Source organism: Lysobacter sp. F60174L2 (assembly GCF_052547135.1).
In genome coordinates, this window is record NZ_JBQWRA010000002.1 from 259298 (window position 1) to 283554 (window position 24257).

The following is a 24257-nucleotide window of genomic DNA, read 5'->3' on the forward strand; positions in this document are numbered from 1 at the left end:
GGTCAGCCCGGGCGTTTTCTTTTGCGGTCTTGGCTCACCACCAGCCCCACCACGGCCACGGCGCCGGACGGGTCACGACGTCGACGCGCTCGCGCACCGGCCACAGGTAGACCACGTCGGCGGCGACCCGCGGGAAGCGGTAGTCGTACTCGCCGATCCGGCGGCTTTCGTAACCGTCGATGCGACCGGTGAAGGTCACTTCGCGGTTCTTCTCGAACAGCGCCGGATCGTAGAAGCCATCCCGGCAGGCGATGAAGCGGCCGCCGACGTCGTCGGTCGCCCAGTACGGACGGCCGGAGGCACTGAGCCGGGTCGAGATCATCTCGAAGCAGGTGCGGTTGGATTGCGGCTCGACCTGCACGATGCGACCGCCCCAGCGCACCATCGCACCGGCGCGGTCGGTGCTGGCGGCATCGCGCGGGCTGATCTGCGCGAACTCGCCCTGCAGCGGTTTCGGCTGGGTGGCGCAGGCCGCCAGCAACACGGGGGCCAACGCAAGCGCGGCCCATCGAATCATTCGGGTGGTCTTCATCGGGACACCTTTCATCGAGGCGGGTTTCATCGAGGTTCTCCGTTGCGTGGCCGGTGGGCGCGCAGGGCGCGGACCAGCTGGCGTGTTTCCAGGGCCCGTGCCGCGCCCGGGTGATCCCCAGCGTAGCGCCAATCGCTGAAACGTTGGCTGAGTCTTTGCAACTCGGTGCCAAGGTCGGGCCGGGCCTGGCCGACGCGTTTCGCCCATGCCAGCGCGCTCTCGGACGGCTCCCGGCCCAGGTGCAGCCGACGATAACGCTTGTCCAGCGCGTGCCAGGCGCGCAGCACCGGATCGGGCTGGCGCTCGCCGCGACGGCTCAGCCAGGCCATCCAGAGCAGGGCCAGCAGCACCGCCAGCGCGAACATCAGGCCCAGCCGCACGCCGTCGAGCCGTTCGATGCCGAGCGGTCGCAGCATGCGCGCCTGGCGGTCGGCGTCGAAGCCGAGAACGAGGTTGTTCCAGCCGCGCCGCAACCAGTCGCCGGCGTTGAACCAGTCGCTGCCGGCGCCGAACACGCCGCCCAGCAGGCCGTCCGCGCCGGGCAGGCGATCGTGGATGGTGTCGTAGATGCGCTCGGGCGCGACCGCGGCGGTGGGGTCGACCCGGACCCAGCCGCGGCCATCCAGCCAGACCTCGGCCCAGGCGTGCGCGTCGGAGCGGCGCACGAGCCAGTAGTCGCCGAGCGGGTTGCGGTAACCGCCGACGTAACCGGTGACGACTCGGGACGGAATCCCGGCGGCACGCATCAGCACCACGAAGGCCGAGCTGTAATGCTCGCAGAACCCCGCCTGCTGGTCGAACAGGAATTCGTCGACGGCATGGCGGCCGGGCAGCGGGGTGTCGAGGGTGTAGGCGAACTCGCCGCGGATCCAGTCCAGCGAGCGCTGCACGATCGCCGCGTCATCGTCGCCGGCCTCCGCGCGCCATTGCCGGGCGAGGGCATGGGTGCGCGGGTTGTAGCCGGTCGGCAACTGCAACGCGGCACGACGCAGGACCGACCGCAGTTGCGCCTCGTAGGCCAGTGGCGGTGACGATTGCATGCGCCAGCGCGTCAGCGAGGTTAACGGTCGCGGCGCGAGCAATTCGTGGTCGTGGTTGAGCCGGGTGCCGTCGGGCGCGGCCAGCGGCAGTTCGAGTGCGACCAGTTGGCGGCGGTCGGTCGGCTCGATCTCGACCTCGTAATCCCAGCGCGCCGGCCCGTGCCGCACCTCGGCCGGCGGCAGTGAGCGCAGCCAGTCCGAGCGCGTCCAACTGCGGCCGTCGTACTGCCACATCACCGGGCCGCGCCAGTACATCTGCGAAGTCGGCGGGGTCGCGCCGAAGAAGCGCACCCGCAATGCCGGGGTGTCGTCGGCGATCAGGTCGATCCACTGTCCCGGGGTCATCTCGCCGGACAGCCCGGGCCGCCCGAGCGCACGTTCAGGCACGCCCCACATCGGCGAACCCAGGCGCGGGAACAGCCAGAACGCGGCCAGCGCCAACGGCAACCCGATCGCCAGCAGGCGGCCGATGCCCGCCAACCGACGGCCGGCGCCGGTCGCCACCGCATCACCCGATTCCAGGTCGGCCAGGCGTTGCAGCGCGCACAGGCCCAACAGCGCGCCGACCAGTCCGAGCGCGAGCGCCAGCGGCCCCTGGTCGAGCAGGAAGGTTCCGAACGGGGCGAACAGCGCAAAGCCAATCAGGCTGCGGGCATCGCGCAGGGTCGAGGTCTCGGCCGGCTTGATCGCCAGCATCGCCGCGAGTACCGCGCAGCCGGTGTCGCGGCCGATGCCGAAGTTGGTCAGCACCAGCACCGTGCCGAGCAGGCCGACTGCGAACACCGCCCGCAGCAGGCCGTGCATCGGTCGCCGCAAGGACAGCGCCGCCACCAGTACCGCCGCTGCCGCGATGGTGATCGACAGCGCCGCCGGCAACTGCAGCAGCAGCGGCAACAGGCAGGCCGCGGCGGCGACCAGTGCCCAGCGCCGGCTGCCGGGGTCGAGTTGCGGCGTTGGTACGGGTGCGCGCTCAGCCATGCGGCATCAGCGCCAGTGCGCGCAGGCAGGCATGGCGGTGGACCGGCCCCTGGCCGGGACCGATCGAAGGCTGGCCGGGCAGGGCGAGGCGATAGCGGCGGCCATCGCGTTCGGCCTCGTCCACCCAGCGTGCGAGGCGCGAGATCCTCGCCTCGTACGGCAGCGGCCCGAGGCCATGCCAGTCGAGCACGATGTCGGAACCCAGCGGCTGCTCGTACTCGCGTACCAGCAGGGTGTCGCGCCGCGCCGACGGCTTCCATGCGATCGCCCGGCGCGAGTCGCCGCGACGGTAACTGCGCAGGTGGTGGACGTCGTCGCCGCTGGGATGCAAACGGCTCTGTACCCGGTCGCCGGAACCGCTTGGCAGTGGCGGGCCATCGGCTTCGGGGCGCGGGTACACCAGCAGCGGTGCCTGCGACCAGGCGTACGACCAGGCCCGCGCGAGGCCCAGCGGTCGGGTGGTCGAGACCTTGAGTCGCGGCAGGTCCAGCCAGCCGCGCTCGACGGTCGGCAGCGGCAGCCCGGCTTCGCCACGGCCCTGTTCGAGGTTGAGCACCGCCTCGCGTGACGGCGACGGTTCCAGGCCGACCGCGAGCCCACGCCGGCGCCGGCCGTCATCGGCGTGCGCATGCACCCGCAACAACAGGTCGGTGCCGGCGGCGACCGGTTCGGCCTCGATCGCGACCACCGCCAGCCCGGTCAGCTGCAACTGCGCCGCGACCAGGCTGGCCAGTCCCGCACCACCGAGCAGCAAGCCCAGCAGCAGCGCCGGATTGTTGTTGTAGTTCAGCGCGCCCAGCAGCATCACCAGCAGCAACACGGCGTAGAACAGCCCGAACCGGGTCGGCAGCACGTAGACCCGTCGGCGGTCGAAACGCGCCGGCAGCGCCTCGGGTTCGCGCGGGCGCGTCCACACCAGCGCCAGGTCATGCAGACGCCGCATGGCGGTCGACAACATCAGTCCACCGGCACCGCGTGCAGGATCGACTTGGCCAGCGCCGCATCGTTGCCGGCGTCGGCCTCGGGGACCAGCCGATGCGCGGCGACCGCGGTGAACAGCGCCTGCACATCGTCGGGACGCACGTGGCCGCGACCGAGCAGCAACGCATAGGCCCGCGCGGCCCGCAACAACGCCAGCCCCGCGCGCGGCGACAGCCCCACCCGCACGCCCGGATGCTTGCGGCTGCGCGTCAACAACGCCTGCACGTAGCCGATCAGGGTATCGCCGGCATGCACGGACGTGACCGCCGCGCGTGCCGCGATCACGTCGTCGGCGGTCAGCAGCGGCCGCGCCTGCGCGATCAGGCTGCGGCGGTCGGTGCCGGCCAGCAGGCCGCGCTCGGCGTCTTCGCCCGGATAGCCCAGCGCGAGCCGCAACAGGAAGCGGTCGAGTTGCGAGTCCGGCAACGGATAGGTGCCCGACAGGTCGACCGGGTTCTGCGTGGCGATCACGAAGAACGGCGACGGCAACGCGTGGCTGTTGCCGTCGACGGTGACCTGGTGTTCGGCCATCGCTTCCAGCAGCGCGCTCTGCGTGCGCGGTGGTGCGCGGTTGATCTCGTCGGCCAGCAGCACCTGGGTGAATATCGGCCCGGGATGGAACTCGAAACGGCGCGTCTGCGGGTCGAACACCGACACCCCGACGATGTCCGCCGGCAACAGGTCGGAGGTGAACTGCACGCGCTGGAACTGCAGCCCGAGGGTCGCGGCGAGTGCGTGGGCGAGGGTGGTCTTGCCAAGGCCGGGCAGGTCCTCGATCAGCAGGTGTCCCTCCGACAACAGGGCCACGAATGCCAGCCTAACCTCGTGCGGCTTGCCCAGCACCAGCGAGTTGACCTGCGTCTGTGCACCGTCAAGGGCGGCGCGCAGGTGGTCGGGTAGCATGCTCGCCGAAGCCGGGGTTGCGGATACCGCCATTCGTATTCTCCAGGAAGCCGTCCGGCCACATTGCGGAACCCTTGCCGGCATCGCGGGTCAAGCCAAGCGATGCCGCGGTGTCTGCTGCGGCCACGATCATCCGAGTCTACCGAGGTCACATGTCCATGCGGGAAAGCCCGTCGCCTGTCGCGCCACCGCGATCACCGTTGTCCGGCCCGGCTTCATCGTGGTCGGAGCCGCAGGCGGCGAATGCACGCCGGTTGTTCTGGGGACTGTTCGCGGTGGTGTTCGCGATCAAGTTGCTGGTGGCCGCACGCTTGCCGCTGTTCGTCGACGAGGCGTTCTACTGGCTCGAAGGGCAGCACCTGGCACCCGCGTATTCCGACCTGCCGGGCCTGACCGCATGGCTGGCGCGGCTCGGCGTCACTCTCGGCGGCGACACCGCGCTCGGCCTGCGGTTGCCGTTCCTGCTGATCGCCGCGCTGGTGCCGTGGCTGGCGATGCGGATCACCGCGCGCGAATACGGCGAGGTCTACGGCTGGCAGGCCGGTTGCTTCGCATTGCTGTTGCCGCTGTCGGGCACGCTTGGCCTGCTGGCGCTGCCGGACGCGGCGATGGCGTTGGCGACGCTGTTGTGTGTCGACGCCGGCGCGCGACTGCTGCGCAAGGTGACGGCCGGCGGCGCGCTGGAACTCGCGCTCGGGCTGACCATCGGCGCGTTGAGCCACTACCGGTTCATCGCGGTGATCGGGGTCGGCCTGGTCGTCCTGCTACTGCTCGCGGACGGCCGGAAACTGCTGCGCGATGCCCGCGTCTGGACCGCGATCGCGATCGGCGCGGCGGCATGGACCCCGCTGGTGGCGTGGAACTTCGACAACTCCGACGCCGGCCTGCGTTTCCAACTGGTCGACCGCCACCCCTGGGCGTTCCATGTCGATGGCCTGTGGTTCATCGCGATCCAGGCGTTGCTGGTCACGCCGCTGCTGTTCGTGGCGTTGGCCTCGGCGAGCTGGCGCGGCAACCGGAGCGGATCCTCGACCTCGCGTTATTTCGCATTGCTCGGCGGGTTGGTGGTGCTCGGCTTCTTCGGGCTCGGGTTCTTCGCCGATACCGAGCGCGTCAGTTTCCACTGGCCACTGCCGGGCTACCTCGCGCTGCTGCCGTTGCTGCCGGCCGTGCTCGCGGCATGGCCGCGCTGGCTGCGCGGGGCGACCTGGGGGCTGGCGGGCCTCGGGCTGGTCGCGATGCTGGGCTATTACGTCGCGGTGTCCATTCCCGACCTGCGGGCGCGGACCGCGGCGGAGAAGTGGTATCCGTCCAACTTCGCCGGCTGGGACGAACTGGAACAGGCCGTGCGCCTTGCCCGCGCGCAGATGCCCGACGGCACCCGGATCGTCGCGGGCAACTTCAAGCTCGGTGCCGAACTGGGCTTCGCCCTGGGCAACCCGCACATCGAGGTGCTCGACCATCCGCTGAACCACAAGCACGGCCGCGCGCCGCAACTGCGGTTGTGGGGCCTGCAGTCATCCGGTCGCGCCGGGTGGGGTGATGCGCCGGTGTTGCTGGTGGTCGGTGCGACCGACGTGCCCTACAAATCGCTGCTGCAGCGCTACCACGACCTGTGCGGAATGGTCGGGCCGCTGCCGCCGCCGCGGGTGGTCAATGTCGACCATGGACACCAGAGGTTCCTGCTGTTCAAGCTGGAAGGTGGGGCGGATGCGTCGGTTGGTGCGACCTGCACCACGCCAGCGATGGCGTGGATCGACACGCCCGTCAGTGCGGCGACGGTTGGCTCCAGCTTCGAGGTTGCGGGCTGGGCCTTCAGGAACGGGGTGGGGCTGGACCGGGTCGAGGTGACGCTCGATGGTGTCCCGGTCGCGCAGGCGCAGTACGGGCTGGAAAATCCCGGGGTCGCGCGCTACTGGCAACTTGCGAACGACCCCAACCAGCCACGGGTGGGTTTCAGGGCGAGCGTCGACGCCACTTCGGTTACGCCCGGCCGCCACTGGCTCGGGCTGCGGTTGCATGGCAGCGACGGCAGCGTGGAAGTCTGGCCGGAGCAGCCGGTCGAGATCCGCTGACGGTCGGGCGCGTCAGGGCACCGCGAAGCCCGCCTCGCGCAGCAGGCGGGCGGTTTCGATCAACGGCAGGCCGACCAGGGCGGTCGGGTCACGGCTTTCGATCGCCTCGAACAGGCTGATGCCAAGGCCTTCGCATTTGAAGCTGCCGGCGCAGTCGAAGGGCTGCTCGGCATCGACATAGCGCGTGATTTCCCCGGCCGACAGCGGACGGAACCGCACCATGGTGGTGTCGACCGCAGTCAGGCAGTGCCGGCCACGGCACAGCGCCAGCCCGGTGCGGAATGCGATCGTGCGGCCCGACATCGCCTGGAGCTGCGCGACCGCACCGTCGCGGTCACCGGGCTTGCCCAGGGGGTGTCCGTCCAGTTCGGCCACTTGGTCGGACCCGATCACCCACGCGTCGCGATGGCGGTCGGCTATGTCCGTGGCCTTGGCGATGGCGAGGCGCCGGACCAGCCCGGTCGGTGTTTCGCCGGGCAGGGCGGCCTCGTCGGTTCCGGGGCGGAGGGTCTCGAACGGCAGTCCCAGTCGCGCCAGCAGTTCGCGGCGATAGGGCGAGGTGGATGCGAGGATCAGCCGTGGTTGCGCCATCAATTCAGACCACGGGCACGCGGGCGCGCTCGATGCGGTCCAGTTGCTGCTCGATCCGGCTGCGTGCGTCGACGATCGAGCCGCGAACCTGCTGCAGCTCATCGACGCTGGCGGTGTCGCCGTGTTCCCGCAGCCACAGGCGCTGGCGCAGCATCTCGCGCAATGCGTCATGGACCGGGTCGTCGATATGGTCGCCGGCGACTGCCTCGATTTCAGATCGCGCGGTGCGCAGGCGTGCTTCCAGTGCGTCCGCGGCATCCAGCAGTTGCCGGATTTCGCGATGGCGACGGCTGGCCCGGCGCCGCGCAGCCACGATGATGAACAGGAGTATTGCCACGACCAGGGCGAGGCCGAGCACTGTCAGTAGGGATACGTTCACGGCGCCAACAAGCGGGAATCGAGGATCCAGTGTGCCGCGCACGCGGGGGCAGGGGCAAACCGGCGGGTCCGGCGGCGTACAATCCCCGTGCGCACCGCTCCGGAGCGGCTTGTGGCGGGGGGTCGGAGGTTTGACAGGTGTCCCCGTCATCCTTAACATTCCGCGGCTTATGTCCGCTGACGCGCCCAAAGTGCCGGTACCCGAAGTCCTGGATGCCTCACGCATGGTCGCGGCGCGACGTGGCGTGGCGGGGCGGGTGCCTCTGTCGGCGTTGACGAGGTTGCGCGACAGCCTGGTCGATGACGATGGCGAGGTGGCGTATTCGCTCGACTTCGGCACCGACGAACTGAAGGTTCCATTCGTCGAGTTGCGGGTCGAGACGGAGTTGCCGCTGCTGTGCCAGCGCAGCCTCGAGCGCTTCCTGTTCCCGGTGGCGATCGAGCAGCGGCTTGGCCTGATCCGCGACGAAGCCGACGAGGCCGCGTTGCCCCCGGGCTACGAGGCGCTGCTGGTGCCCGAGGACGGCATGCTGAAGCCGGTCGAGCTGGTGGAGGACGAGTTGATCCTCGCGCTCCCGGTGATTCCGGTGAAGCCCGGCACCGAGGCGATGGAGCGTGACTGGCCCGCCGAAGAGACCGAACTGGAGCGTGCCAACCCGTTCGCGGCGCTGTCGGCATTGAAGAACAAACCGGATTCGTCGAAGTAGTTTTTCGCCGGTCCATCGACTGAAGTTTTCAAGGTTTTCCCTGGAGTAAGACCATGGCTGTCCAGAAGTCCCGCGTTTCCCCGTCCAAGCGTGGCATGCGTCGCGCCCACGACTCGCTGTCCAGCAAGCAGCTGGCGACCGATCCGACCACCGGCGAGACCCACATCCGCCACCACGTCACCGCCGACGGTTACTACCGTGGCAAGAAGGTGATCGACACCCAGTCGAAGATCGCCGACGAAGAGTAAGCTCGATGCGCCCGCGGGTTCGCGGGCGCTCCCGCACCGCGGTGGTCACGTCGGGCTGAATGGTTTACCAGGCCAGCCCGGGCGTTTGCCGGGCCGGCCCGGTCCGGCTCGTGGTGGCATGGCGTTGTTCGTCCGGCCGGCTGCGGGGAGCCTCATCGCCAGCGCGCGGGCGTTCGTGAACAGCCCTCGTGAACCAGCCCTTTCGCCGCGGAGCCGCAATGACCGATCCCATTTTTTCCCGCATCGCGGGTACCGGCAGCTACTTGCCGGAGAAAGTGCTGACCAACGACGACCTGTCGAAGATCGTCGATACCACCGACGAGTGGATCGCCTCGCGCACCGGCATCCGTGAACGCCACGTCGCCGCCGAAGGCGAGACCACCGGCGACCTGGCCTACCACGCCGCGATGCGCGCGATGGAAGCGGCCGGTGTCGAGGCGTCCGAGCTTGACCTGATCGTGCTCGGCACCACCACCCCCGACCTGATCTTCCCGTCGACGGCCTGCCTGTTGCAGCATCGCCTCGGTGCCAACGGCTGCCCTGCATTCGACGTCAACGCCGCGTGTTCCGGTTTCATCTACGCGTTGACCGTGGCCGACAAGTTCATCCGCAGCGGCGCGGCGAAGACCGTACTGGTGGTCGGCGCCGAGACCCTGACCCGGATGCTCGACTGGAACGACCGTTCCACCTGCGTGCTGTTCGGCGATGGCGCCGGTGCGGTCGTGCTCAAGGCCGACAGTGAAGCCGGCATCCTCAGCACCCACCTGCACGCCGATGGCGGCAAGAAGGAGCTGCTGTGGAACCCGGTCGGCGTCTCGGTCGGTTTCAAGCCCGGGGAACACAACGCCGGCGTCAAGGTGCTGATGACCGGCAACGACGTGTTCAAGCACGCGGTGAAGGCGCTGGACGCACTGGTCGATGAGACGCTCGAGGCCAACGGGCTGGACCGCCACGACATCGACTGGCTGATCCCGCACCAGGCCAACCTGCGCATCATCGAGGCCACCGCCAAGCGGCTGGACATGCCGATGGAGCGGGTCATCGTCACCGTCGACAAGCACGGCAACACGTCGTCCGGGTCGGTTCCGCTGGCGCTGGACGAGGCCGTTCGCTCCGGGCGCATGCAGCGCGGGCAACTGGTGCTGCTGGAGGCGTTTGGTGGCGGTTTCACCTGGGGTTCGGCGCTGCTGCGCTACTGATCCCGCGCAAACTGTACGCCGTGGTACAGACGGGTCGGTGCGATCGCTCGTATCATGGCGCGTTCTTTCCGCAGGGGCCGTCGTGTGAGCGATCCACAACACACCGACCAACAAGCTGATCCGCAACTGGCCTTCGTTTTCCCGGGGCAGGGTTCGCAGTCGCTCGGCATGCTCGCCGGGCTGGCGCAGGACCACGCGGTCATCGGTGAAACCTTCGCCGAGGCCAGCAACGGTGCCGGCACCGACCTCTGGACGCTGGGCCAGTCCGGTCCCGAGGACCGTCTCAACCAGACCGAATTCACCCAGCCGGCGTTGCTGGCGGCGGGCGTCGCGGTATGGCGCCTGTGGCAGGCGCGCGGTGGCGCGATGCCGGCGCGGCTCGCCGGTCACAGCCTGGGCGAGTACAGCGCGCTGGTCGCGGCCGGCGTGCTGGCGCTGGAGGATGCGGCCCGGCTGGTGCGCTTGCGTGGACAACTGATGCAGGACGCTGCACCCGCGGGCACCGGCGCGATGGCGGCCGTGCTCGGCGCCGAGGATGCGCTGGTGCAGGAAGTCTGCGAAGCGGCCTCGGGCAAGGAAGTGGTGGTCCCGGCCAACTACAACTCGCCCGGCCAGATCGTGATCGGCGGCCATGCGGCGGCCGTCGACAAGGCATTGACCCAACTGGCCGAACGCGGGGTGCGCAAGGCAGTGAAGCTTGCCGTCAGCGTGCCCTCGCACACGCCGCTGATGCGCGAGGCCGCCGACAGGCTGGCCGAGGCAATGGCCGGAATCGAATGGCAGGTGCCGCGGTTGCCGGTTGTGCAGAACGTCGACGCCACCGTGCACGAAGGCACCGACGCGATCCGTGACGCGCTGGTGCGCCAGCTGTACCTTCCGGTGCAGTGGACCGGTTGCGTGCAGGCACTGGTATCGGCGGGTGCGACCCGCGTTGCCGAGTGCGGCCCCGGCAAGGTGCTGGCCGGACTGGTCAAGCGCATCGACAAGTCGGTCGACGCACGCGCACTCGGGGCGCCGGGCGATTTCGACGCCGCGCTGGGCGATTGGAAATAACCCGAACCCTGTAGGAGCGGCTTCAGCCGCGATCGCATGCCTTGTCGTGCGAACCGACTCTCGATCGCGGCTGAAGCCGCTCCTACTCCCTCGAAGGAAGGAAGCACATGAGCAACTTGCCCCTCACTGGAGAGATCGCACTCGTCACCGGCGCCAGCCGTGGCATCGGTGCGGCGATCGCCGACGAACTGGCCGCGCAGGGCGCCACGGTCATCGGTACCGCGACGTCCGAAGCGGGCGCCGCCGCCATCGGCGAACGCCTGTCGGCCAGCGGTGGCCACGGCCGCGTGCTGGACGTCGCCAACCCGGATTCCATCACCGCGCTGCTCGATGCCATCGGCAAGGACATCGGCGCGATCTCGATCCTGGTCAACAACGCCGGCATCACCCGCGACAACCTGCTGATGCGGATGAAGGACGAGGACTGGCAGGCGATCCTCGACACCAACCTCACCAGCGTCTACCGCACCTCCAAGGCGGTGATGCGTTCGATGATGAAGGCGCGCAAGGGCCGCATCGTCAACATCGCCTCGGTGATCGGCGTCACCGGCAATGCCGGGCAGGCCAACTACGCCGCGGCCAAGGCCGGCATCATCGCCTTCAGCAAGTCGCTGGCGAAGGAGATCGGTTCGCGCGGGGTGACGGTGAATGTCGTCGCGCCGGGTTTCATCGACACCGACATGACCCGCGAACTACCGCAGGACGCAAGGGAGGCGATGCTCGGCCAGATCGCGCTGGGCCGCTTTGGCGAACCGGCCGACATCGCGCGCGCGGTGGCGTTCCTGGCCGGGCCGTCGGCCGCCTACATCACCGGCGAGACCCTGCACGTCAACGGCGGCATGTATATGGCCTAGGCCATAAAGCATTGAGACACAAGGCCTTTTGCGGCTATTCGCAGGGGCCTCGATTCCACTACACTATTCCATCGAATATCCCGTCCGGGAGGAGTGAACAGCAATGAGCAGCATCGAAGAGCGCGTCAAGAAGATCGTGATTGAACAGCTGGGCGTGAAGGAAGAGGACGTCACCAACAACGCCTCGTTCGTCGACGACCTGGGTGCCGACTCGCTCGACACCGTCGAGCTGGTGATGGCGCTGGAAGAAGAGTTCGAGTGCGAGATCCCGGACGAAGAGGCCGAGAAGATCACCTCGGTCCAGCAGGCGATCGATTACGTCAAGGCGCACGTCAAGGCGTAAGCACCTGCTTCCAGCAACACAGACCGGGGCCGCATCGTGCGGCCCTGCGTCTTTCTCGACAGCCATCGCCCGTCGCACATTTCCAGGCGCGGATCCGGCCCATCGCCGGTCGCGTTCGCAAGCGGAGTCATCCATGTCCAATCGTCCGGCCTCCTTCAACCGGCGCGTCGTCGTCACCGGCCTCGGCCTTGTCTCGCCGCTGGGCAACGACCTGGCCAGCAGCTGGGACGGCGTCATCAACGGCCGCTCCGGCATCGGTCCGATCACGCATTTCGACACCACGGGCTTCACCACCCGCATCGCCGGCGAAGTGCGCGATTTCGACGTCACCAAATGGGTGTCGCCGAAGGACGCGCGCAAGATGGACCCGTTCATCCACTACGGCGTCGCCGCCTCGATGATGGCGATGGAGGACGCGGGCCTGGTCGTCGACGACTCCAATGCCGAGCGCATCGGTGCGCTGATCGGTTCGGGCATCGGCGGCATCCTCGGTATCGAGGAGCAGACCATCAAGTTCAACGAGGGCGGCCCGCGCAAGATCTCGCCGTTCTACGTGCCCAGCACCATCATCAACATGCTGCCGGGGCAGGTGTCGCTGCTGACCGGCATCAAGGGGCCCAACTTTTCCGCGGTCTCGGCCTGCGCCACGTCCAACCACTCGATCGGCATGGCGATGCGGATGATCCAGTACGGCGACGCCGACGTGATGATCGCGGGCGGCGCCGAGCGCGGCTCCTCGCCGACGTCGGTTGGCGGCTTCTGCGCGATGAAGGCGATGTCGACCCGCAACGACGACCCGACGATCGCTTCGCGCCCGTGGGACAAGGGCCGCGACGGTTTCGTGCTCGGCGACGGCGCCGGCATCCTCGTGCTTGAGGAGTACGAGCGCGCCAAGGCCCGCGGCGCCCGCATCTATTGCGAGCTGGCCGGCTTCGGCGCCAGCTCCGACGCGTTCCACATGACCGCGCCCAGCGAGAACGGCGAAGGCCCGGCGCGCTGCATGGCGATGGCGATCAAGGATGCCGGGGTCAACCCGGAAGAGATCGGCTATCTCAACGCCCACGGTACTTCGACGCCACTGGGCGACCTGGCCGAAACCCTCGCGATCAAGCGCGCGTTCGGCGACCACGCCTACAAGACCATGGTCAGCTCGACCAAGTCGATGACCGGCCACCTGCTCGGCGCGGCCGGCGGCGCCGAGGCGATCTTCTCGGTGATGGCGCTGCACGAGGGCATCATCCCGCCGACCACCAACCTGGACGAGCCGGGCGAGGGCTGCGACCTCGACTACGTGCCCAACACCGCGCGCGAGGCGAAGATCGACGTCGCGATGTCGAACGGCTTCGGCTTCGGCGGCACCAACGGCACCTTGGTGTTCAAGCGGGTCTGAAACGGATTCGCGCGCACGCGGTGACGACTCCACATGCTGCTGACCCGCGCGCTGCCGCCCTCGATCGACCTGCTGGACCTGCACCGGCACGATCGCGAGCGCTATCCGCTGCTGCTTGAATCCAGTGCCGCCGGCACCGCGCAGGGACGTTGGGACCTGCTGCTGGTCGTCGAAGGCGCTTCGTTGCGGCTGGATCGCGATGGGGTCACCCGCGATGCCGATGGCCGGGTTGTCACCGGCGACTTCCTGCAGGCGCTGGATGCTGCATGGAGCGCCGCCCGGACCGCCCGTGACGAGCCGCGCTGGCCGTTCCGTGGCGGCTGGGCATTGCTGCTGGGGTATGAACTGGCGGCCCAGGTCGAGCCGGTTCTGCGGCTGCCGCCGGCACCGGGTGGCCTGCCGGTGGCGCTCGCGCTGCGGTGCCCCGGTGCGATCCTGCGCGACCACGCCAGCGGCGACTGCGTGGCGGTTGTCGAGCCCGGTCACGAGGCGCTGCTGGAAAGCATCGTGGCCGACCTCGCGCCGGTCGCGACGCTCGCTACGTTGCCCGGATGGCAGCCGCCGGACCGGATCGACGAGGACCCGCCGCACTGCTACACCGATGGCGTCGCCCGGGTGCTCGACTATCTCGTCGCCGGTGATGTGTTCCAGGCCAACCTGTCGCGCGGCTGGCGTGCGCGGTTCGACCGGCCGCTGCAGCCGGCGGCACTGTTCCAGCGCCTTCGCGAGAACAACCCGGCGCCGTTTGCGGGACTGTTCGCCGGCGCGGACTGGGCGGTCGTCAGCGCGTCACCGGAGCGCCTGGTATCGGTGCGCGGCGACCTGGTCGAGACCCGTCCGATCGCCGGGACCCGTCCACGCACGCCCGGTGACGACGACCACGCGCGCATCAGCGAGCTGGTCGGCCATCCCAAGGAACGCGCCGAACACGTGATGCTGATCGACCTGGAGCGCAACGACCTCGGCCGTGTCTGCACGCCGGGCAGTGTCGAGGTCGACGAACTGATGACGGTCGAGAGCTACGCCCACGTCCACCACATCGTCAGCAATGTGCGCGGCCGCCTGCGCGAAGGCGTCACCCCCGGTGAGGTGATCCGCGCGACCTTTCCCGGCGGCACCATCACCGGCTGCCCCAAGGTGCGCTGCATGCAGATCATCGCCGAGCTGGAAGGGGAGGGCCGTGGCGCGTACACCGGCGCGATGGGCTGGCTCAACCGCGACGGCGACCTCGACCTCAATATCCTGATCCGCAGCGCCGAGGTCGAGGACGATTGCGATGGCAGCCTGCTCCGGTTCCGCACCGGCGCCGGCATCGTCGCCGACTCCGACCCGCAGCGCGAACTCGACGAAACCCGGGCCAAGGCGCGCGGCATGTTGCGTGCGCTCGGGATCGATGATGCACGGGGGGCGCGTGGCGAGCCCTGAGGTCCGGGTATTCGTCGGCGACGACCGGGTGTCGGGTATCCCGCTGGATGACCGGGGACTGGCCTACGGCGACGGCGTGTTCGAAACCATGCGCGCGCATCGTGGCGGACTGCCGTGGTGGGATTTGCACTGGGCACGGTTCGAACGCGGCGCGTCGCGACTGGGGCTGGCGTTGCCGCGGCAGGCGCAGGTGCGAGAGGAGGCCGGGCGCCTGCTCGCCGGCACCGATGCCGTGCTCAGGTTGCAACTCGACCGGGGCCGTGGCGGTCGCGGCTATGCGCCATCGCAGGATGCCGAGCCGGTCTGGATCCTCGCCCGCCATCCACTGCCCGCGGCGATGCCGCCGCAGGGCATCAGCTTGCGCTGGTGCGCCACCCGCCTGGCGATCCAGCCGGCGCTGGCCGGGATCAAGCATTGCAACCGCCTCGAACAGGTGCTCGCGCGCGCCGAATGGCTGGCCGCCGGTACCGATGACGGCAACGCCGACGACGGCCTGATGTGCAGCACCGAAGGTGACGTGGTCAGCGCGACCGCCGCCAACCTGTTCGTACTGCATGGCGACCGCTGGCGCACGCCGTTGCTGGACCGCTGCGGCGTCGCGGGCGTGTGCCGGCAGTGGCTGCTCGACAACGCCGGGATCGAGCAGGCGAGGCTGGCGGTTTCCGATATCGAAACTGCCGACGCCGTCGTCCTGACCAACGCGGTGCGCGGTATCCTGCCGGTCGCGCGACTGGGCGCGCGACGTTGGCGGCAGCACCCCGCGGTGCTTGAATGGCAGCGACGCCTGGCCCGGGCCCATCCCGGGTTTGCCGCGACGGAACCTGCTCCGTCCGGTTCCCACCCATCCAGCCCATCGGAGATGCCGTGAGCCGCACCCGCAAGCGTCGTTTTGGCGTGATGTTCCTGTTGCTTCTGGTTGTGCTGGCGATCGCGGCCGCCGCGGTCGGGGCCTGGGCATGGCAGCGCTACACCGCGTTCGCCGACGCACCGCTCGCCGGCTTGCAGCAGGGCGACAGCGTGGTGATCGAACGCGGCGATTCGTTCCCGACGGTGATCTCGAAGCTGCGTACGGCTGGCGTGCGCGAAGGCGAACAGCTCGAATGGCGCCTGCTGGCGCGGCAACTGGGTGCGGCCGCGAACCTGCATGTCGGCGAATACGCGCTCGATCCCGGCACTTCGCCGCGCGAGCTGCTGGTCGCCATGCGCGAGGGCGACACCATCCAGCACCGCTTCACCATTGTCGAAGGCTGGAACATCCGCGAGCTTCGCGCCGCGCTGGCGACCGCCGAGCCGCTGGAACACGAGTCCGCTGAAATGGACGCCGCCGAGCTGATGGCGGCGCTCGGCCATGCCGACGAACATCCCGAAGGGCGCTTCCTGCCCGAGACCTACCTCTACACCCGTGGCGACAGCGATCTCGACCTGCTGCGTCGCGCGTACGCCGCCAGCGAGAAGGCGCTGGCTGCCGCATGGGAACAGCGCGATCCCGACACCCGGCTCGCTACGCCCTACGAGATGCTGATCCTCGCCTCCATCGTCGAGAAGGAAACCGGCATCGCCTCGGAACGGCCGCAGATCGCCGGACTGTTCGAGCGCCGCCTGCGCATCGGCATGAAGCTGCAGACCGATCCGACCGTGATCTACGGGCTTGGCACGGATTACGACGGCAACATCCGGCGCCGCGACCTGGTCACCGACACGCCCTACAACACCTACACCCGCGCCGGCCTGCCGCCGACCCCGATCGCGATGCCCGGTGTCGATGCGCTCAACGCGGTCGCCAACCCGGCCGACGGCACCGCGCTGTACTTCGTCGCCATCGGTGACGGCAGCGGCCGGCACCTGTTCGCCGACAGCCTGGCCGAGCACCAGGCCAACGTCCGCACGTACCTGCGCAACTACCACCAGAACACCGGTAACGCCGAATGAGCCTGCAGCGACAGCCGCGGCTGGTGACCCTGGAAGGCGGCGAGGGCGCCGGCAAGTCGACCGTGCTGGCCGCGCTGCGCGATGCGTTGCTGGCCAGTGGTTGCGAGGTCGTGTGCACCCGCGAACCCGGCGGCACGCCGCTGGCGGAGCAGATCCGTGGCTTGCTGCTCGATACCCGCCACGAGCCGCCGTCACCGGAAACCGAACTGCTGCTGATGTTCGCCGCACGCGCCCAGCACGTCAGCGAGACCATCCTGCCGGCGTTGCGCCGGGGCGCCTGGGTGCTGAGCGATCGCTTCACCGACGCCAGCTACGCCTACCAGGGCGCGGCCCGTGGCGGGGATGTCGATTTCATCGCCGAGCTCGAGCGGCGCGTGGTCGGGATCAGTCCGGGCTTGACCCTGCTGCTCGACGTGCCGGTCGAGATCGGCCTGCAGCGTGCCCGCGGACGTGGCGATGCGGACCGGATCGAGTCGGAGGCCGACGAGTTCTTCGAGCGCGTGCGCACCGGCTATCGCACGCGCGCGGAGGCCGAACCGCAGCGGTTCCGGATCATCGATGCCAGCCAGCCGGTTGAAGCGGTTGCCGCACAGGCGGTGGCGCAACTGCAGGCGCATCGTGACGCATTGCAGGTATCCGGATGACGACCTTCGCGCCCTGGCAGCAACGCATCCACGACCAGGCCGCGGCCGCGCTCGACGCCGGCCGGCTGGGTCATGGCCTGCTGTTCTGCGGGCCGGGCAGGCTGGGCAAGCGCCAGGTCGCCGAACATCTCGCCCGTCGCCTGCTGTGCACCGACCGTCGCACCGATGGCGAGCCCTGCGGCGAGTGCCGCGGTTGTCGTTTGTGGGCCGCCGGCAGCCACCCGGACTATCAACTGGTGTCGTTCGTCCGGACCAAGGATGGCAGCAAGCTGCGGACCGAGATCGTGATCGAGCAGATCCGCAAGCTGTCCGAACAGATGGCGCTGACTCCGCAGTACGGCGGCGCCCAGGTCGTGATCATCGACCCGGCCGACGCGATCAACCACGCCGCGGCCAACGCGTTGCTGAAAACCCTCGAAGAGCCGGTGCCGGGACGTTACCTGTGGCTGGTCAGCGCCCAGCCGAGCCGGTTGTCGGCGACCATCCGCAGCCGCTGCCAGAAACTCGAATTCCGCCTGCCGCCCCGCGCGGAGGCGCTGGACTGGCTGCAGGGCCAGGGCCATCCCGCCACCGGAGCCGTGGAAGCGCTCGATGCCGCGCGTGGCCACCCGGGGCTCGCCCACGAGTGGCTGGGCGGCGAGGGCATGGCGGTGCGGCGCGAAGTCGCTTCCGACCTCGACAAACTGCTGCGTGGCGAACTGGCGGTGGTCGAGACGGCGCAACGCTGGACCGCCGATGGCGAGGCCGACCAGCGGCTCAGGTTCGCCGCCGACCTCGCCGTGGCCGAAGCGGCCCGTGGCTTGACCGACCCGCTGCGTGCGCGCAGTCTGGCGGAGTGGTTCGACCGCGCCAATCGCGCCCGTGAATTGCTGCGCACCACGGTGCGCGCGGAACTGGTGGTGGTCGAGTTGTTGATGGCCTGGCGGGCCGGGGTTGGTCGCGCCGGGAATGACAAGGTGGCACAGGGGATGAAGGCATGAGTTCGACAGGCGGCAGCGCGCGTCAGGGCATCCTGTCGCTGGCAGTGAAGGACAAGGCGTCGCTGTACAACGCCTACATGCCGTACCTGAAGCAGGGCGGGATCTTCGTGGCGACGCCCAAGCGTTACTTCCTCGGCGACGAGGTGTTCCTGCTGTTGACCCTGCCCGAATCCACCGAGCGCCTGCCGGTTGCCGGCAAGGTGGTCTGGGTGACGCCCGCCGGTGCGCAGGGCAATCGCCCGGCCGGGGTCGGCGTCCAGTTCGGCGATGGTGCCGAGGGCGAGAACGTCAAGGGCAAGATCGAAGCGCTGCTGGCCGGCACCCTCGCCGCCGAGCGCGCGACCCACACGATGTAGCCGCAGTGGGCTGGCCCCTCCTGTAGGAGCGACGTAAGTCGCGATCTGGAGTAGGTCGAGCGACCCGTCATCCGATCGCGACTCACGTCGCTCCTACAGAAGCGGGGTCGCGGCAGGCCCGCAATTCAGCGCAGCGCCGCCGAATCCCAGCCCGGCCGCGGTGCAAACCGCTCGCCGTGGCGCGCCTGCAACTGCTTCAACCGCTCCAGCAGCCCGTCGGCACCGGCCTCGCGGATGTACTGGATCGGGCCGCCACGGAACGGTGCGAAACCGGTGCCGAAAATCACCCCCGCATCCAGCAGGTCGGCATCGGCGACCACGCCGTCGTGCAGGCAGGCCACCGCCTCGTTGAGCAGCGGCAGGACCAGGCGATCCTCCAGGTCGGCCGGCGCCTGGTAGTTCTCCGGCAATTCCGGCTTGACCGCCTTGCCGTCCTCCCACTTGTACAGGCCCTGGCCGTCCTTCTTGCCGCGCTTGCCCGGCTCGGCGCCGCCGGCCAGCGCCGCCGGCACCTGCAACCCGAGGAACGGCGAAAGCTCCGCGCCGACGCCGGCGGCCACGTCCAGCCCGACCGTGTCGACCAGTTCGATCGGCCCCATCGGCATGCCGAACTTGACCGCCGCCTTGTCGATCGCCTTGCCCGGGATGCCTTCCGAATACAAGGTCACTGCTTCCAGCATGTACGGGAACAGCACCCGGTTGACCAGGAACCCCGGCGTCCCCGCGACCGGCACCGGCAGCTTGCCGATCGCCTTGCAGAACGACGCCAGCCGTTGCCGGGTCTCCTCGGCCATCGCGTCGTGCTGGACGATCTCGACCAGCGGCATCAACGCCACCGGGTTGAAGTAGTGCAGGCCGGCGAACTGCGCCGGACGCGCGATGTCGTCGCGCAACTCGACCAGCGGGATCGATGAAGTGTTGCTGGTCAGCAACGCGTCGGCCTTCATCCGCGGCTCGACGTCCGCGTACAGGCCGCGCTTGGCCTCGGCCTGCTCGATGATCGCCTCGATCACCAGGTCCGCCGTGGCCGCGCCGTCGCCGGCGAGGTCGCCCTTGAGCCGCGCCGCCACCGCCGGACGCTTGGCCTCGTCCTTGACCTTCTTCGCGAACAGCTCGCCGGCGCGCCCCATCGCGTTGTCGATGAAGCGCTGCTCGCGGTCGTTGAGGGTGACCTCGAAACCCTTGTAGGCAGACCACGCCGCGATGTCGCCGCCCATCACCCCGGCGCCGATCACGTGCACCCGGCTGATCCCGTGATCCTTGCCACCGACCGCCTTCAACCGCTCCTGCAGGAAGAACACCCGGATCAGGTTGCGCGCGGTCGGGGTCGAGGCCAGCTTCGCCACCGACTTGCGCTCGGCGGCGAGCTTGCGGTCGATGCCGCCACCGGTGTTCTTCCAGGTGTTGACCAGCGCGTACGGCGCCGGGTAGTGCTCCTTGCGGGCCTTGCGCGCGACCTGTTTGAGCAGCATCGGCGCGATCAGCTGCCGCGCCGGCCAGGTGTTGGTCAGCCAGCCCATGAAGCGTTGTTTGAACGGCCGCTTGCCACCCTTCAGCGCCAGCGACGCGGCGCTGTCGACCAGCACCGCCTTGTCCGCGGTCCTGTCGACCAGGCCGTTCGCGCGCGCGGCAGACGCCGACAGGGTGCGGCCGGTCAGCATCATGTCGAACGCCGCGGGTGCACCGACCAGCTTCGGCAGCCGCACGCTGCCGCCCCAGCCCGGATAGATGCCGAGCTTGACCTCGGGCAAACCGATCCGGGTCGAGCCGTCCTTGCTGGCCACGCGGTAGTCGCAGGCCAGCGCCAGTTCGGTGCCGCCACCCATGCAGAAGCCGTGGATCGCGGCGACGGTCGGGCAGGGCAGTTGCGCCAGTCGCTGGAACACCTGCTGGCCGCGCTGGAGCGCACCGGCGACGTTGCCCTTTTCGTCGAAGCCCTGGAACTCCTTGATGTCGGCGCCGGCGATGAAGCCGCTGTCCTTGGCCGAGCGGAGCACCACGGCCCTGGGTGGGTCGATCGCGACCCGCTCGAGCAGGCCGTCGAGCTCGATCAGCACGTCCTGCGACAGCGCATTGACCGACTCGCCCGCGCGGTCCAGCGACAGCACGAGGACTTCGTCGGGGCGCTTTTCCGCGTGCCAATGTTTGACGCGAAGCCCGTCGAAGCTCGGAAGTCCGGTGTCGTGCGAGGCCATGCTGCACCATCCGTTCAGGTATGGAATAGGCCGCTATCATCCCGAGGATGCTCGATCGCCGTCAAATGAAGTCGGCATGGGGCGGCGCGGCGGTTGTCTGCCGTCCCGGGGGTGCCGGGAGGCAGTTGCGGAAGGCGCGCCGTGCCCCAATCGTTGGGGGAGTGAACTTTTCCCCGACAGGGTTGTCCCATTGTTCGGCCACGGCCGAGCTGACAGGAGTGCCGGCGCGCGGTATGGCCGAAAACGACGTGGAGTCAAACCAGGAGCTGGACCAGGAACTCGTCAGGCGTGTCCAGCGCGGTGACGGCACGGCCTTCGATGCGTTGGTGCGCAAGTACCAGCACCGGATCGTCGGGCTGATCGGGCGCTACGTCTCCGACTGGAGCGAGTGCCAGGACGTCGCCCAGGACACCTTCATCCGCGCCTACCGCGCGCTGCCGAACTTCCGTGGCGACGCGCAGTTCTACACATGGTTGCACCGGATCGCAGTGAATACCGCCAAGAACCACCTTGTCGCGCAGAACCGCCGCCCGCCGACCGATGACATCGAAGTCGGTGAGGCCGAGCAGTTCGATGTCGGTGTCCGCTTGCGCGACAACGACACGCCGGAACGCGAATTGATGCGGCAGCAGGTGGAACAAACCGTCATGCGCGTGGTCGAAGGTTTGCCCGAAGACCTGCGCACGGCGATCAGCCTGCGCGAGGTCGATGGCCTGAGTTACGAGGAGATCGCGCAGAGGATGGATTGTCCGATCGGCACGGTGCGTTCACGGATCTTCCGCGCCCGCGATGCCATCGATGCCGAACTGAAACCCCTGCTTGACCACGACGACCGCCGGGAACGGAGCATTTGATGTCCACCACCCAACACCATGATGCAGATCGGGAAACCCTCAGCGCGCTGTTCGACGGCGAGCTGCAGGGCGATTCGGCGCGCTTCGCGTTGAGGCGGCTCGACCACGACCCGCAGTGGCGCGAGGCGTGCGGCCGCTGGCAACTGTGTGGCGACGTGCTCCGCGGCCAGGCCGGCGCGGTGGCGCCGGCGGGATTCGCGGAGCGTGTCGGCGCGGCGTTGGCGCAGGAAGCCGTGGCCCAACCGGCGACTGCCGTGGCGCGTGCGACGCCGGTGCGCCGGCGCTGGGTCGGTGGCGCCGCGTTGGCCGCATCGGTGGCGGTGGCGGCGCTGTTCGTGGTCCGCCCGTTCTCGCAATCGGGTGACTTGCCGTCATCGGCCCCGCAGGTTGCGGCGACCGCCGGCTCGACAGCGGCGCCGGTGGATGGCGAGGCGGGCGCAACCGCGCAATTTGCGATGCAGGAGCCCGCCGCACCGATATCCGCGCCGAACACCATCCCGGAGGCGCCGGGTACCGAGATCGGTCTGGCCGCCGCCGCGGTGGCGGTCGCCGAGGTGCCGCGCCGCGCCGGTGAGCGCCGTTCGCGCGGCCAGTCGCAACGCGCGGCCGTTCGCAATTCGCGGAACCAGGTCGAGTCGCCGGCGATGGCGGCCGTTGCCAGCCCGTCGACGGCGGTCGCCGCCACGATCGACCCCTCACCCGCGCTGATCCAGCCCTCGTCGACCCATCCGTTCCTGCCGCAGGGCGAGATCGTTTCGCGCCCGTGGCCGCGCGCGGCGCTGCCCGACTATCCGACCGGCAACACTTTCACCGCCGGTTTTTCCGGCCGCCCGGTCGTGGCGCCGCCAGCCGGCCCGACATCACCGTTCTATCCGTTCGAGCCACTGATTGAGCCGCAGCCCGAATCCGCGACAGCGCCGGGCGCCAGGCAATCGGAAGGGGCCGACTGGCCGCGACGCTGACCGGCGCACCGCGTTTCCCACCACAGAATCCATTCGCAATACGAGGCCGATCCATGAACCGACCGCTTCGCGCCGTTGCCGTGCTTGGCATCCTCGCCGCTTCATTGCCGGTGGCCTGCACCGCGCAACAGACTCCCACCACCGCTGCTGCCGCGCAGGCGGTCACGCCGCCCGTCGCGGCGCCGATCGTCACCGGCCTGCCGGACTTCACCCAACTGGTCAAACGGGTCGGTCCAGCGGTGGTCAACATCAGCGCCGAAATCGCGCCGCCCGAGCGTGGCGCCGGCAGCGGCATGCCACCGGGCTTCGAGGACCTGCTGCGCCGGTTCGGCATGGTGCCGGGAATGCCGGGTGCGCCCGATGGCCCGCGCGGCGGCGGCACCTCGCTGGGCAGCGGCTTCGTGATCTCCGATGACGGCTACGTGCTGACCAACAACCACGTCATCGATGGCGCCGACGACGTCACGGTGACGCTGTCGGACCGCCGCGAGTTCAAGGCCGAAGTGGTCGGCAGTGACGAGACCTACGACATCGCCCTGCTCAAGATCGAGGCTGACGACCTGTCATGGCTGCGCACCGGCGATTCGCACAGCCTGCAGCCGGGGCAGTGGGTGGTCGCGATCGGCTCGCCGTTCGGGCTCGACCACTCGGTCACGGCAGGCATCGTCAGCGCGGTCGGCCGCGCCAATCGCAGCCAGCAGTACGTGCCGTTCATCCAGACCGACGTCGCGATCAACCGCGGCAACTCCGGTGGCCCGCTGCTCAACACCTCCGGCGAGGTGGTGGGGATCAACTCGCAGATCTTCAGCAACTCCGGCGGCTACATGGGCGTGAGTTTCGCGATCCCGATCGACCTGGCGATGAACGCGGTCGAGCAGATCAAGGAAACCGGCGAGGTCCGCCGCGGCATGATCGGCGTGAACATCCAGCCCGTCACCGCGGACATGGCACGCGCGGCCGGGTTGCCCGACAGCCGCGGCGCGATGGTTTCCAATGTCCAGCCGGGCAGCGCCGCGGACAAGGCCGGGATCCGCCGGATGGACGTGATCCGCGCCTTCAACGGCGTCCGCATCGCCGATGCCAGCGACCTGCCGCCGCTCGTCGGTGCGATCGCGCCGGGCAGCAAGGCCACCGTCGAGGTGCTTCGCGATGGCGACACCATGAAACTGGACCTGGTCGTCGGCGCCGAGAGCGCGCTGGGCGCCACCGGCCCTGCGGGAACCCGCGGCAATGACGACGACAGCGCGGTGCCCGCAGGCTCCAATCCGCTGGGCCTGGAGGGCCGTGAGCTGAATGATGCGACCCGTCAGCGGCTCGGCGTCCGAGGCGATGAAGGCGTGCTGCTGGCACGCGTGCCCACCGGAATCGCCCGTGAAGCCGGGCTGCAGGCAGGCGACGTGGTGTTGCAGGTCGGGCGCCAGAGCGTCGCCAGCGTGGCCGAATTCAACCGCGCGCTCGCCGAGGTGGACGCCGGGGATACGGTGATGCTGCTGGTCCAGCGAGGTGGCGCCAGCCAGTTCGTGGCGGTGACCGCGCCGGACTGACCCATCGCCGGCCACAGGGCGGTGGACCGGGCCTTCTCCGGCCGCCGCCAGGCGCCCTGTTGGCCCGCGGCGGCCAGGATGCGGTATGCGATAATC

At 69.3% G+C, this 24257-nt stretch carries 24 protein-coding genes; 17 read left to right on the top strand and 7 right to left on the bottom strand.

The window, feature by feature from the left end; all coding sequences use genetic code 11:
- Positions 1–34: 34 nt before the first annotated feature.
- Genes ACT9AS_RS06350 through ACT9AS_RS06365 form a run of 4 tightly spaced genes read right to left on the bottom strand, consistent with a single transcriptional unit; the run spans position 35 to position 4467 of the window.
- Positions 35–532, bottom strand: a complete 498-nt coding sequence (locus tag ACT9AS_RS06350) for a Slp family lipoprotein (protein WP_445099282.1) — start codon at positions 530–532, stop codon at positions 35–37.
- 26 nt (positions 533–558) lie between these two features.
- Positions 559–2550 (bottom strand): transglutaminaseTgpA domain-containing protein, encoded by a 1992-nt coding sequence (locus tag ACT9AS_RS06355; protein WP_445099283.1) that lies wholly within the window; start codon positions 2548–2550, stop codon positions 559–561.
- A complete protein-coding gene (locus ACT9AS_RS06360; RefSeq protein WP_445099284.1) occupies positions 2543–3508 on the bottom strand; it encodes a DUF58 domain-containing protein in 966 nt (321 codons plus the stop codon). Before ACT9AS_RS06360 ends, ACT9AS_RS06355 begins: the two co-directional genes overlap by 8 nt.
- Complete coding sequence (locus ACT9AS_RS06365) at positions 3508–4467, bottom strand: AAA family ATPase (RefSeq protein ID WP_445099285.1); 960 nt, start codon at positions 4465–4467, stop codon at positions 3508–3510. Before ACT9AS_RS06365 ends, ACT9AS_RS06360 begins: the two co-directional genes overlap by 1 nt.
- A 167-nt stretch (positions 4468–4634) precedes the next feature.
- Between ACT9AS_RS06365 and ACT9AS_RS06370 the strand changes: the two genes are divergently transcribed.
- Positions 4635–6509, top strand: a complete 1875-nt coding sequence (locus tag ACT9AS_RS06370; protein WP_445099778.1) for a glycosyltransferase family 39 protein — start codon at positions 4635–4637, stop codon at positions 6507–6509.
- A gap of 12 nt (positions 6510–6521) precedes the next feature.
- On the opposite strand, the gene ACT9AS_RS06375 is transcribed toward ACT9AS_RS06370, so the two are convergent.
- Both ACT9AS_RS06375 and ACT9AS_RS06380 read right to left on the bottom strand, forming a co-directional pair.
- A complete protein-coding gene (locus tag ACT9AS_RS06375; protein WP_445099286.1) occupies positions 6522–7100 on the bottom strand; it encodes a Maf family nucleotide pyrophosphatase in 579 nt (192 codons plus the stop codon).
- Between the two features lie 4 nt (positions 7101–7104).
- Positions 7105–7479 carry a hypothetical protein gene (locus tag ACT9AS_RS06380; protein WP_445099287.1) on the bottom strand — a complete coding sequence of 125 codons (375 nt, stop codon included), beginning with the start codon at positions 7477–7479 and terminating at the stop codon, positions 7105–7107.
- A gap of 169 nt (positions 7480–7648) precedes the next feature.
- Here ACT9AS_RS06380 and ACT9AS_RS06385 point away from each other — a divergent pair, with 169 nt between their 5' ends.
- The 13 genes from ACT9AS_RS06385 (at position 7649) to ACT9AS_RS06445 (ending at position 18606) form a co-directional block, all read left to right on the top strand.
- Positions 7649–8185: a YceD family protein gene (locus tag ACT9AS_RS06385; RefSeq protein ID WP_445099288.1), complete on the top strand. Its 537-nt coding sequence runs from the start codon at positions 7649–7651 to the stop codon at positions 8183–8185.
- 53 nt (positions 8186–8238) lie between these two features.
- Complete coding sequence (gene rpmF, locus ACT9AS_RS06390; RefSeq protein WP_215219914.1) at positions 8239–8433, top strand: 50S ribosomal protein L32; 195 nt, start codon at positions 8239–8241, stop codon at positions 8431–8433.
- Between the two features lie 218 nt (positions 8434–8651).
- Entirely contained in the window at positions 8652–9632 is a 981-nt protein-coding gene (locus tag ACT9AS_RS06395; RefSeq protein ID WP_445099289.1) for a beta-ketoacyl-ACP synthase 3, read from the top strand.
- 126 nt (positions 9633–9758) lie between these two features.
- Positions 9759–10685, top strand: a complete 927-nt coding sequence (gene fabD, locus ACT9AS_RS06400) for an ACP S-malonyltransferase (RefSeq protein ID WP_445099779.1) — start codon at positions 9759–9761, stop codon at positions 10683–10685.
- Between the two features lie 107 nt (positions 10686–10792).
- Positions 10793–11539 (top strand): 3-oxoacyl-ACP reductase FabG, encoded by a 747-nt coding sequence (fabG, locus tag ACT9AS_RS06405; protein WP_445099290.1) that lies wholly within the window; start codon positions 10793–10795, stop codon positions 11537–11539.
- A 103-nt stretch (positions 11540–11642) separates the two neighbouring features.
- Entirely contained in the window at positions 11643–11882 is a 240-nt protein-coding gene (gene acpP / locus ACT9AS_RS06410) for an acyl carrier protein (RefSeq protein WP_332615151.1), read from the top strand.
- Positions 11883–12015: 133 nt separating this feature from the next.
- Positions 12016–13272: a beta-ketoacyl-ACP synthase II gene (gene fabF, locus ACT9AS_RS06415; RefSeq protein ID WP_445099291.1), complete on the top strand. Its 1257-nt coding sequence runs from the start codon at positions 12016–12018 to the stop codon at positions 13270–13272.
- A 33-nt stretch (positions 13273–13305) separates the two neighbouring features.
- Complete coding sequence (locus ACT9AS_RS06420) at positions 13306–14697, top strand: aminodeoxychorismate synthase component I (RefSeq protein WP_445099292.1); 1392 nt, start codon at positions 13306–13308, stop codon at positions 14695–14697.
- A complete protein-coding gene (gene pabC / locus ACT9AS_RS06425; RefSeq protein ID WP_445099293.1) occupies positions 14684–15565 on the top strand; it encodes an aminodeoxychorismate lyase in 882 nt (293 codons plus the stop codon). The genes ACT9AS_RS06420 and pabC overlap by 14 nt, the downstream gene beginning before the upstream one ends.
- Positions 15566–15594: 29 nt before the next feature.
- Complete coding sequence (gene mltG / locus ACT9AS_RS06430) at positions 15595–16626, top strand: endolytic transglycosylase MltG (protein ID WP_445099780.1); 1032 nt, start codon at positions 15595–15597, stop codon at positions 16624–16626.
- Positions 16623–17270 carry a dTMP kinase gene (gene tmk / locus ACT9AS_RS06435; protein ID WP_445099294.1) on the top strand — a complete coding sequence of 216 codons (648 nt, stop codon included), beginning with the start codon at positions 16623–16625 and terminating at the stop codon, positions 17268–17270. The genes mltG and tmk overlap by 4 nt, the downstream gene beginning before the upstream one ends.
- Positions 17267–18250: a DNA polymerase III subunit delta' gene (locus ACT9AS_RS06440; RefSeq protein WP_445099295.1), complete on the top strand. Its 984-nt coding sequence runs from the start codon at positions 17267–17269 to the stop codon at positions 18248–18250. Before tmk ends, ACT9AS_RS06440 begins: the two co-directional genes overlap by 4 nt.
- On the top strand, positions 18247–18606 hold the full coding sequence (locus ACT9AS_RS06445; RefSeq protein ID WP_445099296.1) for a PilZ domain-containing protein: 360 nt from the start codon (positions 18247–18249) through the stop codon (positions 18604–18606). Before ACT9AS_RS06440 ends, ACT9AS_RS06445 begins: the two co-directional genes overlap by 4 nt.
- 125 nt (positions 18607–18731) lie before the next feature.
- On the opposite strand, the gene ACT9AS_RS06450 is transcribed toward ACT9AS_RS06445, so the two are convergent.
- A complete protein-coding gene (locus tag ACT9AS_RS06450; RefSeq protein ID WP_445099297.1) occupies positions 18732–20801 on the bottom strand; it encodes a 3-hydroxyacyl-CoA dehydrogenase NAD-binding domain-containing protein in 2070 nt (689 codons plus the stop codon).
- 233 nt (positions 20802–21034) lie between these two features.
- Here ACT9AS_RS06450 and rpoE point away from each other — a divergent pair, with 233 nt between their 5' ends.
- Genes rpoE through ACT9AS_RS06465 form a run of 3 tightly spaced genes read left to right on the top strand, consistent with a single transcriptional unit; the run spans position 21035 to position 24161 of the window.
- Positions 21035–21655, top strand: coding sequence for an RNA polymerase sigma factor RpoE (gene rpoE / locus ACT9AS_RS06455; RefSeq protein ID WP_445099781.1), 621 nt, complete (start codon positions 21035–21037; stop codon positions 21653–21655).
- The gene (locus tag ACT9AS_RS06460) at positions 21655–22617 is read left to right on the top strand and encodes an RseA family anti-sigma factor (RefSeq protein ID WP_445099298.1); all 963 of its coding nucleotides are present in this window, start codon (positions 21655–21657) and stop codon (positions 22615–22617) included. Before rpoE ends, ACT9AS_RS06460 begins: the two co-directional genes overlap by 1 nt.
- A gap of 53 nt (positions 22618–22670) precedes the next feature.
- Positions 22671–24161: a Do family serine endopeptidase gene (locus ACT9AS_RS06465; RefSeq protein ID WP_445099299.1), complete on the top strand. Its 1491-nt coding sequence runs from the start codon at positions 22671–22673 to the stop codon at positions 24159–24161.
- The last annotated feature ends 96 nt before the right edge of the window (positions 24162–24257 follow it).

Coding starts and splice junctions, on each gene's coding strand:
- ACT9AS_RS06360 (WP_445099284.1), bottom strand. CDS start 3,508: ATGTTGTCGACCGCCATGCGGCGTCTGCATGACCTGGCGCTGGTGTGG.
- ACT9AS_RS06420 (WP_445099292.1), top strand. CDS start 13,306: ATGCTGCTGACCCGCGCGCTGCCGCCCTCGATCGACCTGCTGGACCTG.
- tmk (WP_445099294.1), top strand. CDS start 16,623: ATGAGCCTGCAGCGACAGCCGCGGCTGGTGACCCTGGAAGGCGGCGAG.
- fabG (WP_445099290.1), top strand. CDS start 10,793: ATGAGCAACTTGCCCCTCACTGGAGAGATCGCACTCGTCACCGGCGCC.
- ACT9AS_RS06460 (WP_445099298.1), top strand. CDS start 21,655: ATGTCCACCACCCAACACCATGATGCAGATCGGGAAACCCTCAGCGCG.
- ACT9AS_RS06440 (WP_445099295.1), top strand. CDS start 17,267: ATGACGACCTTCGCGCCCTGGCAGCAACGCATCCACGACCAGGCCGCG.
- ACT9AS_RS06385 (WP_445099288.1), top strand. CDS start 7,649: ATGTCCGCTGACGCGCCCAAAGTGCCGGTACCCGAAGTCCTGGATGCC.
- acpP (WP_332615151.1), top strand. CDS start 11,643: ATGAGCAGCATCGAAGAGCGCGTCAAGAAGATCGTGATTGAACAGCTG.
- ACT9AS_RS06450 (WP_445099297.1), bottom strand. CDS start 20,801: ATGGCCTCGCACGACACCGGACTTCCGAGCTTCGACGGGCTTCGCGTC.
- rpoE (WP_445099781.1), top strand. CDS start 21,035: ATGGCCGAAAACGACGTGGAGTCAAACCAGGAGCTGGACCAGGAACTC.
- fabF (WP_445099291.1), top strand. CDS start 12,016: ATGTCCAATCGTCCGGCCTCCTTCAACCGGCGCGTCGTCGTCACCGGC.
- ACT9AS_RS06395 (WP_445099289.1), top strand. CDS start 8,652: ATGACCGATCCCATTTTTTCCCGCATCGCGGGTACCGGCAGCTACTTG.
- ACT9AS_RS06375 (WP_445099286.1), bottom strand. CDS start 7,100: ATGGCGCAACCACGGCTGATCCTCGCATCCACCTCGCCCTATCGCCGC.
- rpmF (WP_215219914.1), top strand. CDS start 8,239: ATGGCTGTCCAGAAGTCCCGCGTTTCCCCGTCCAAGCGTGGCATGCGT.
- ACT9AS_RS06465 (WP_445099299.1), top strand. CDS start 22,671: ATGAACCGACCGCTTCGCGCCGTTGCCGTGCTTGGCATCCTCGCCGCT.
- ACT9AS_RS06445 (WP_445099296.1), top strand. CDS start 18,247: ATGAGTTCGACAGGCGGCAGCGCGCGTCAGGGCATCCTGTCGCTGGCA.
- ACT9AS_RS06355 (WP_445099283.1), bottom strand. CDS start 2,550: ATGGCTGAGCGCGCACCCGTACCAACGCCGCAACTCGACCCCGGCAGC.
- ACT9AS_RS06365 (WP_445099285.1), bottom strand. CDS start 4,467: ATGGCGGTATCCGCAACCCCGGCTTCGGCGAGCATGCTACCCGACCAC.
- ACT9AS_RS06350 (WP_445099282.1), bottom strand. CDS start 532: ATGAAGACCACCCGAATGATTCGATGGGCCGCGCTTGCGTTGGCCCCC.
- mltG (WP_445099780.1), top strand. CDS start 15,595: ATGTTCCTGTTGCTTCTGGTTGTGCTGGCGATCGCGGCCGCCGCGGTC.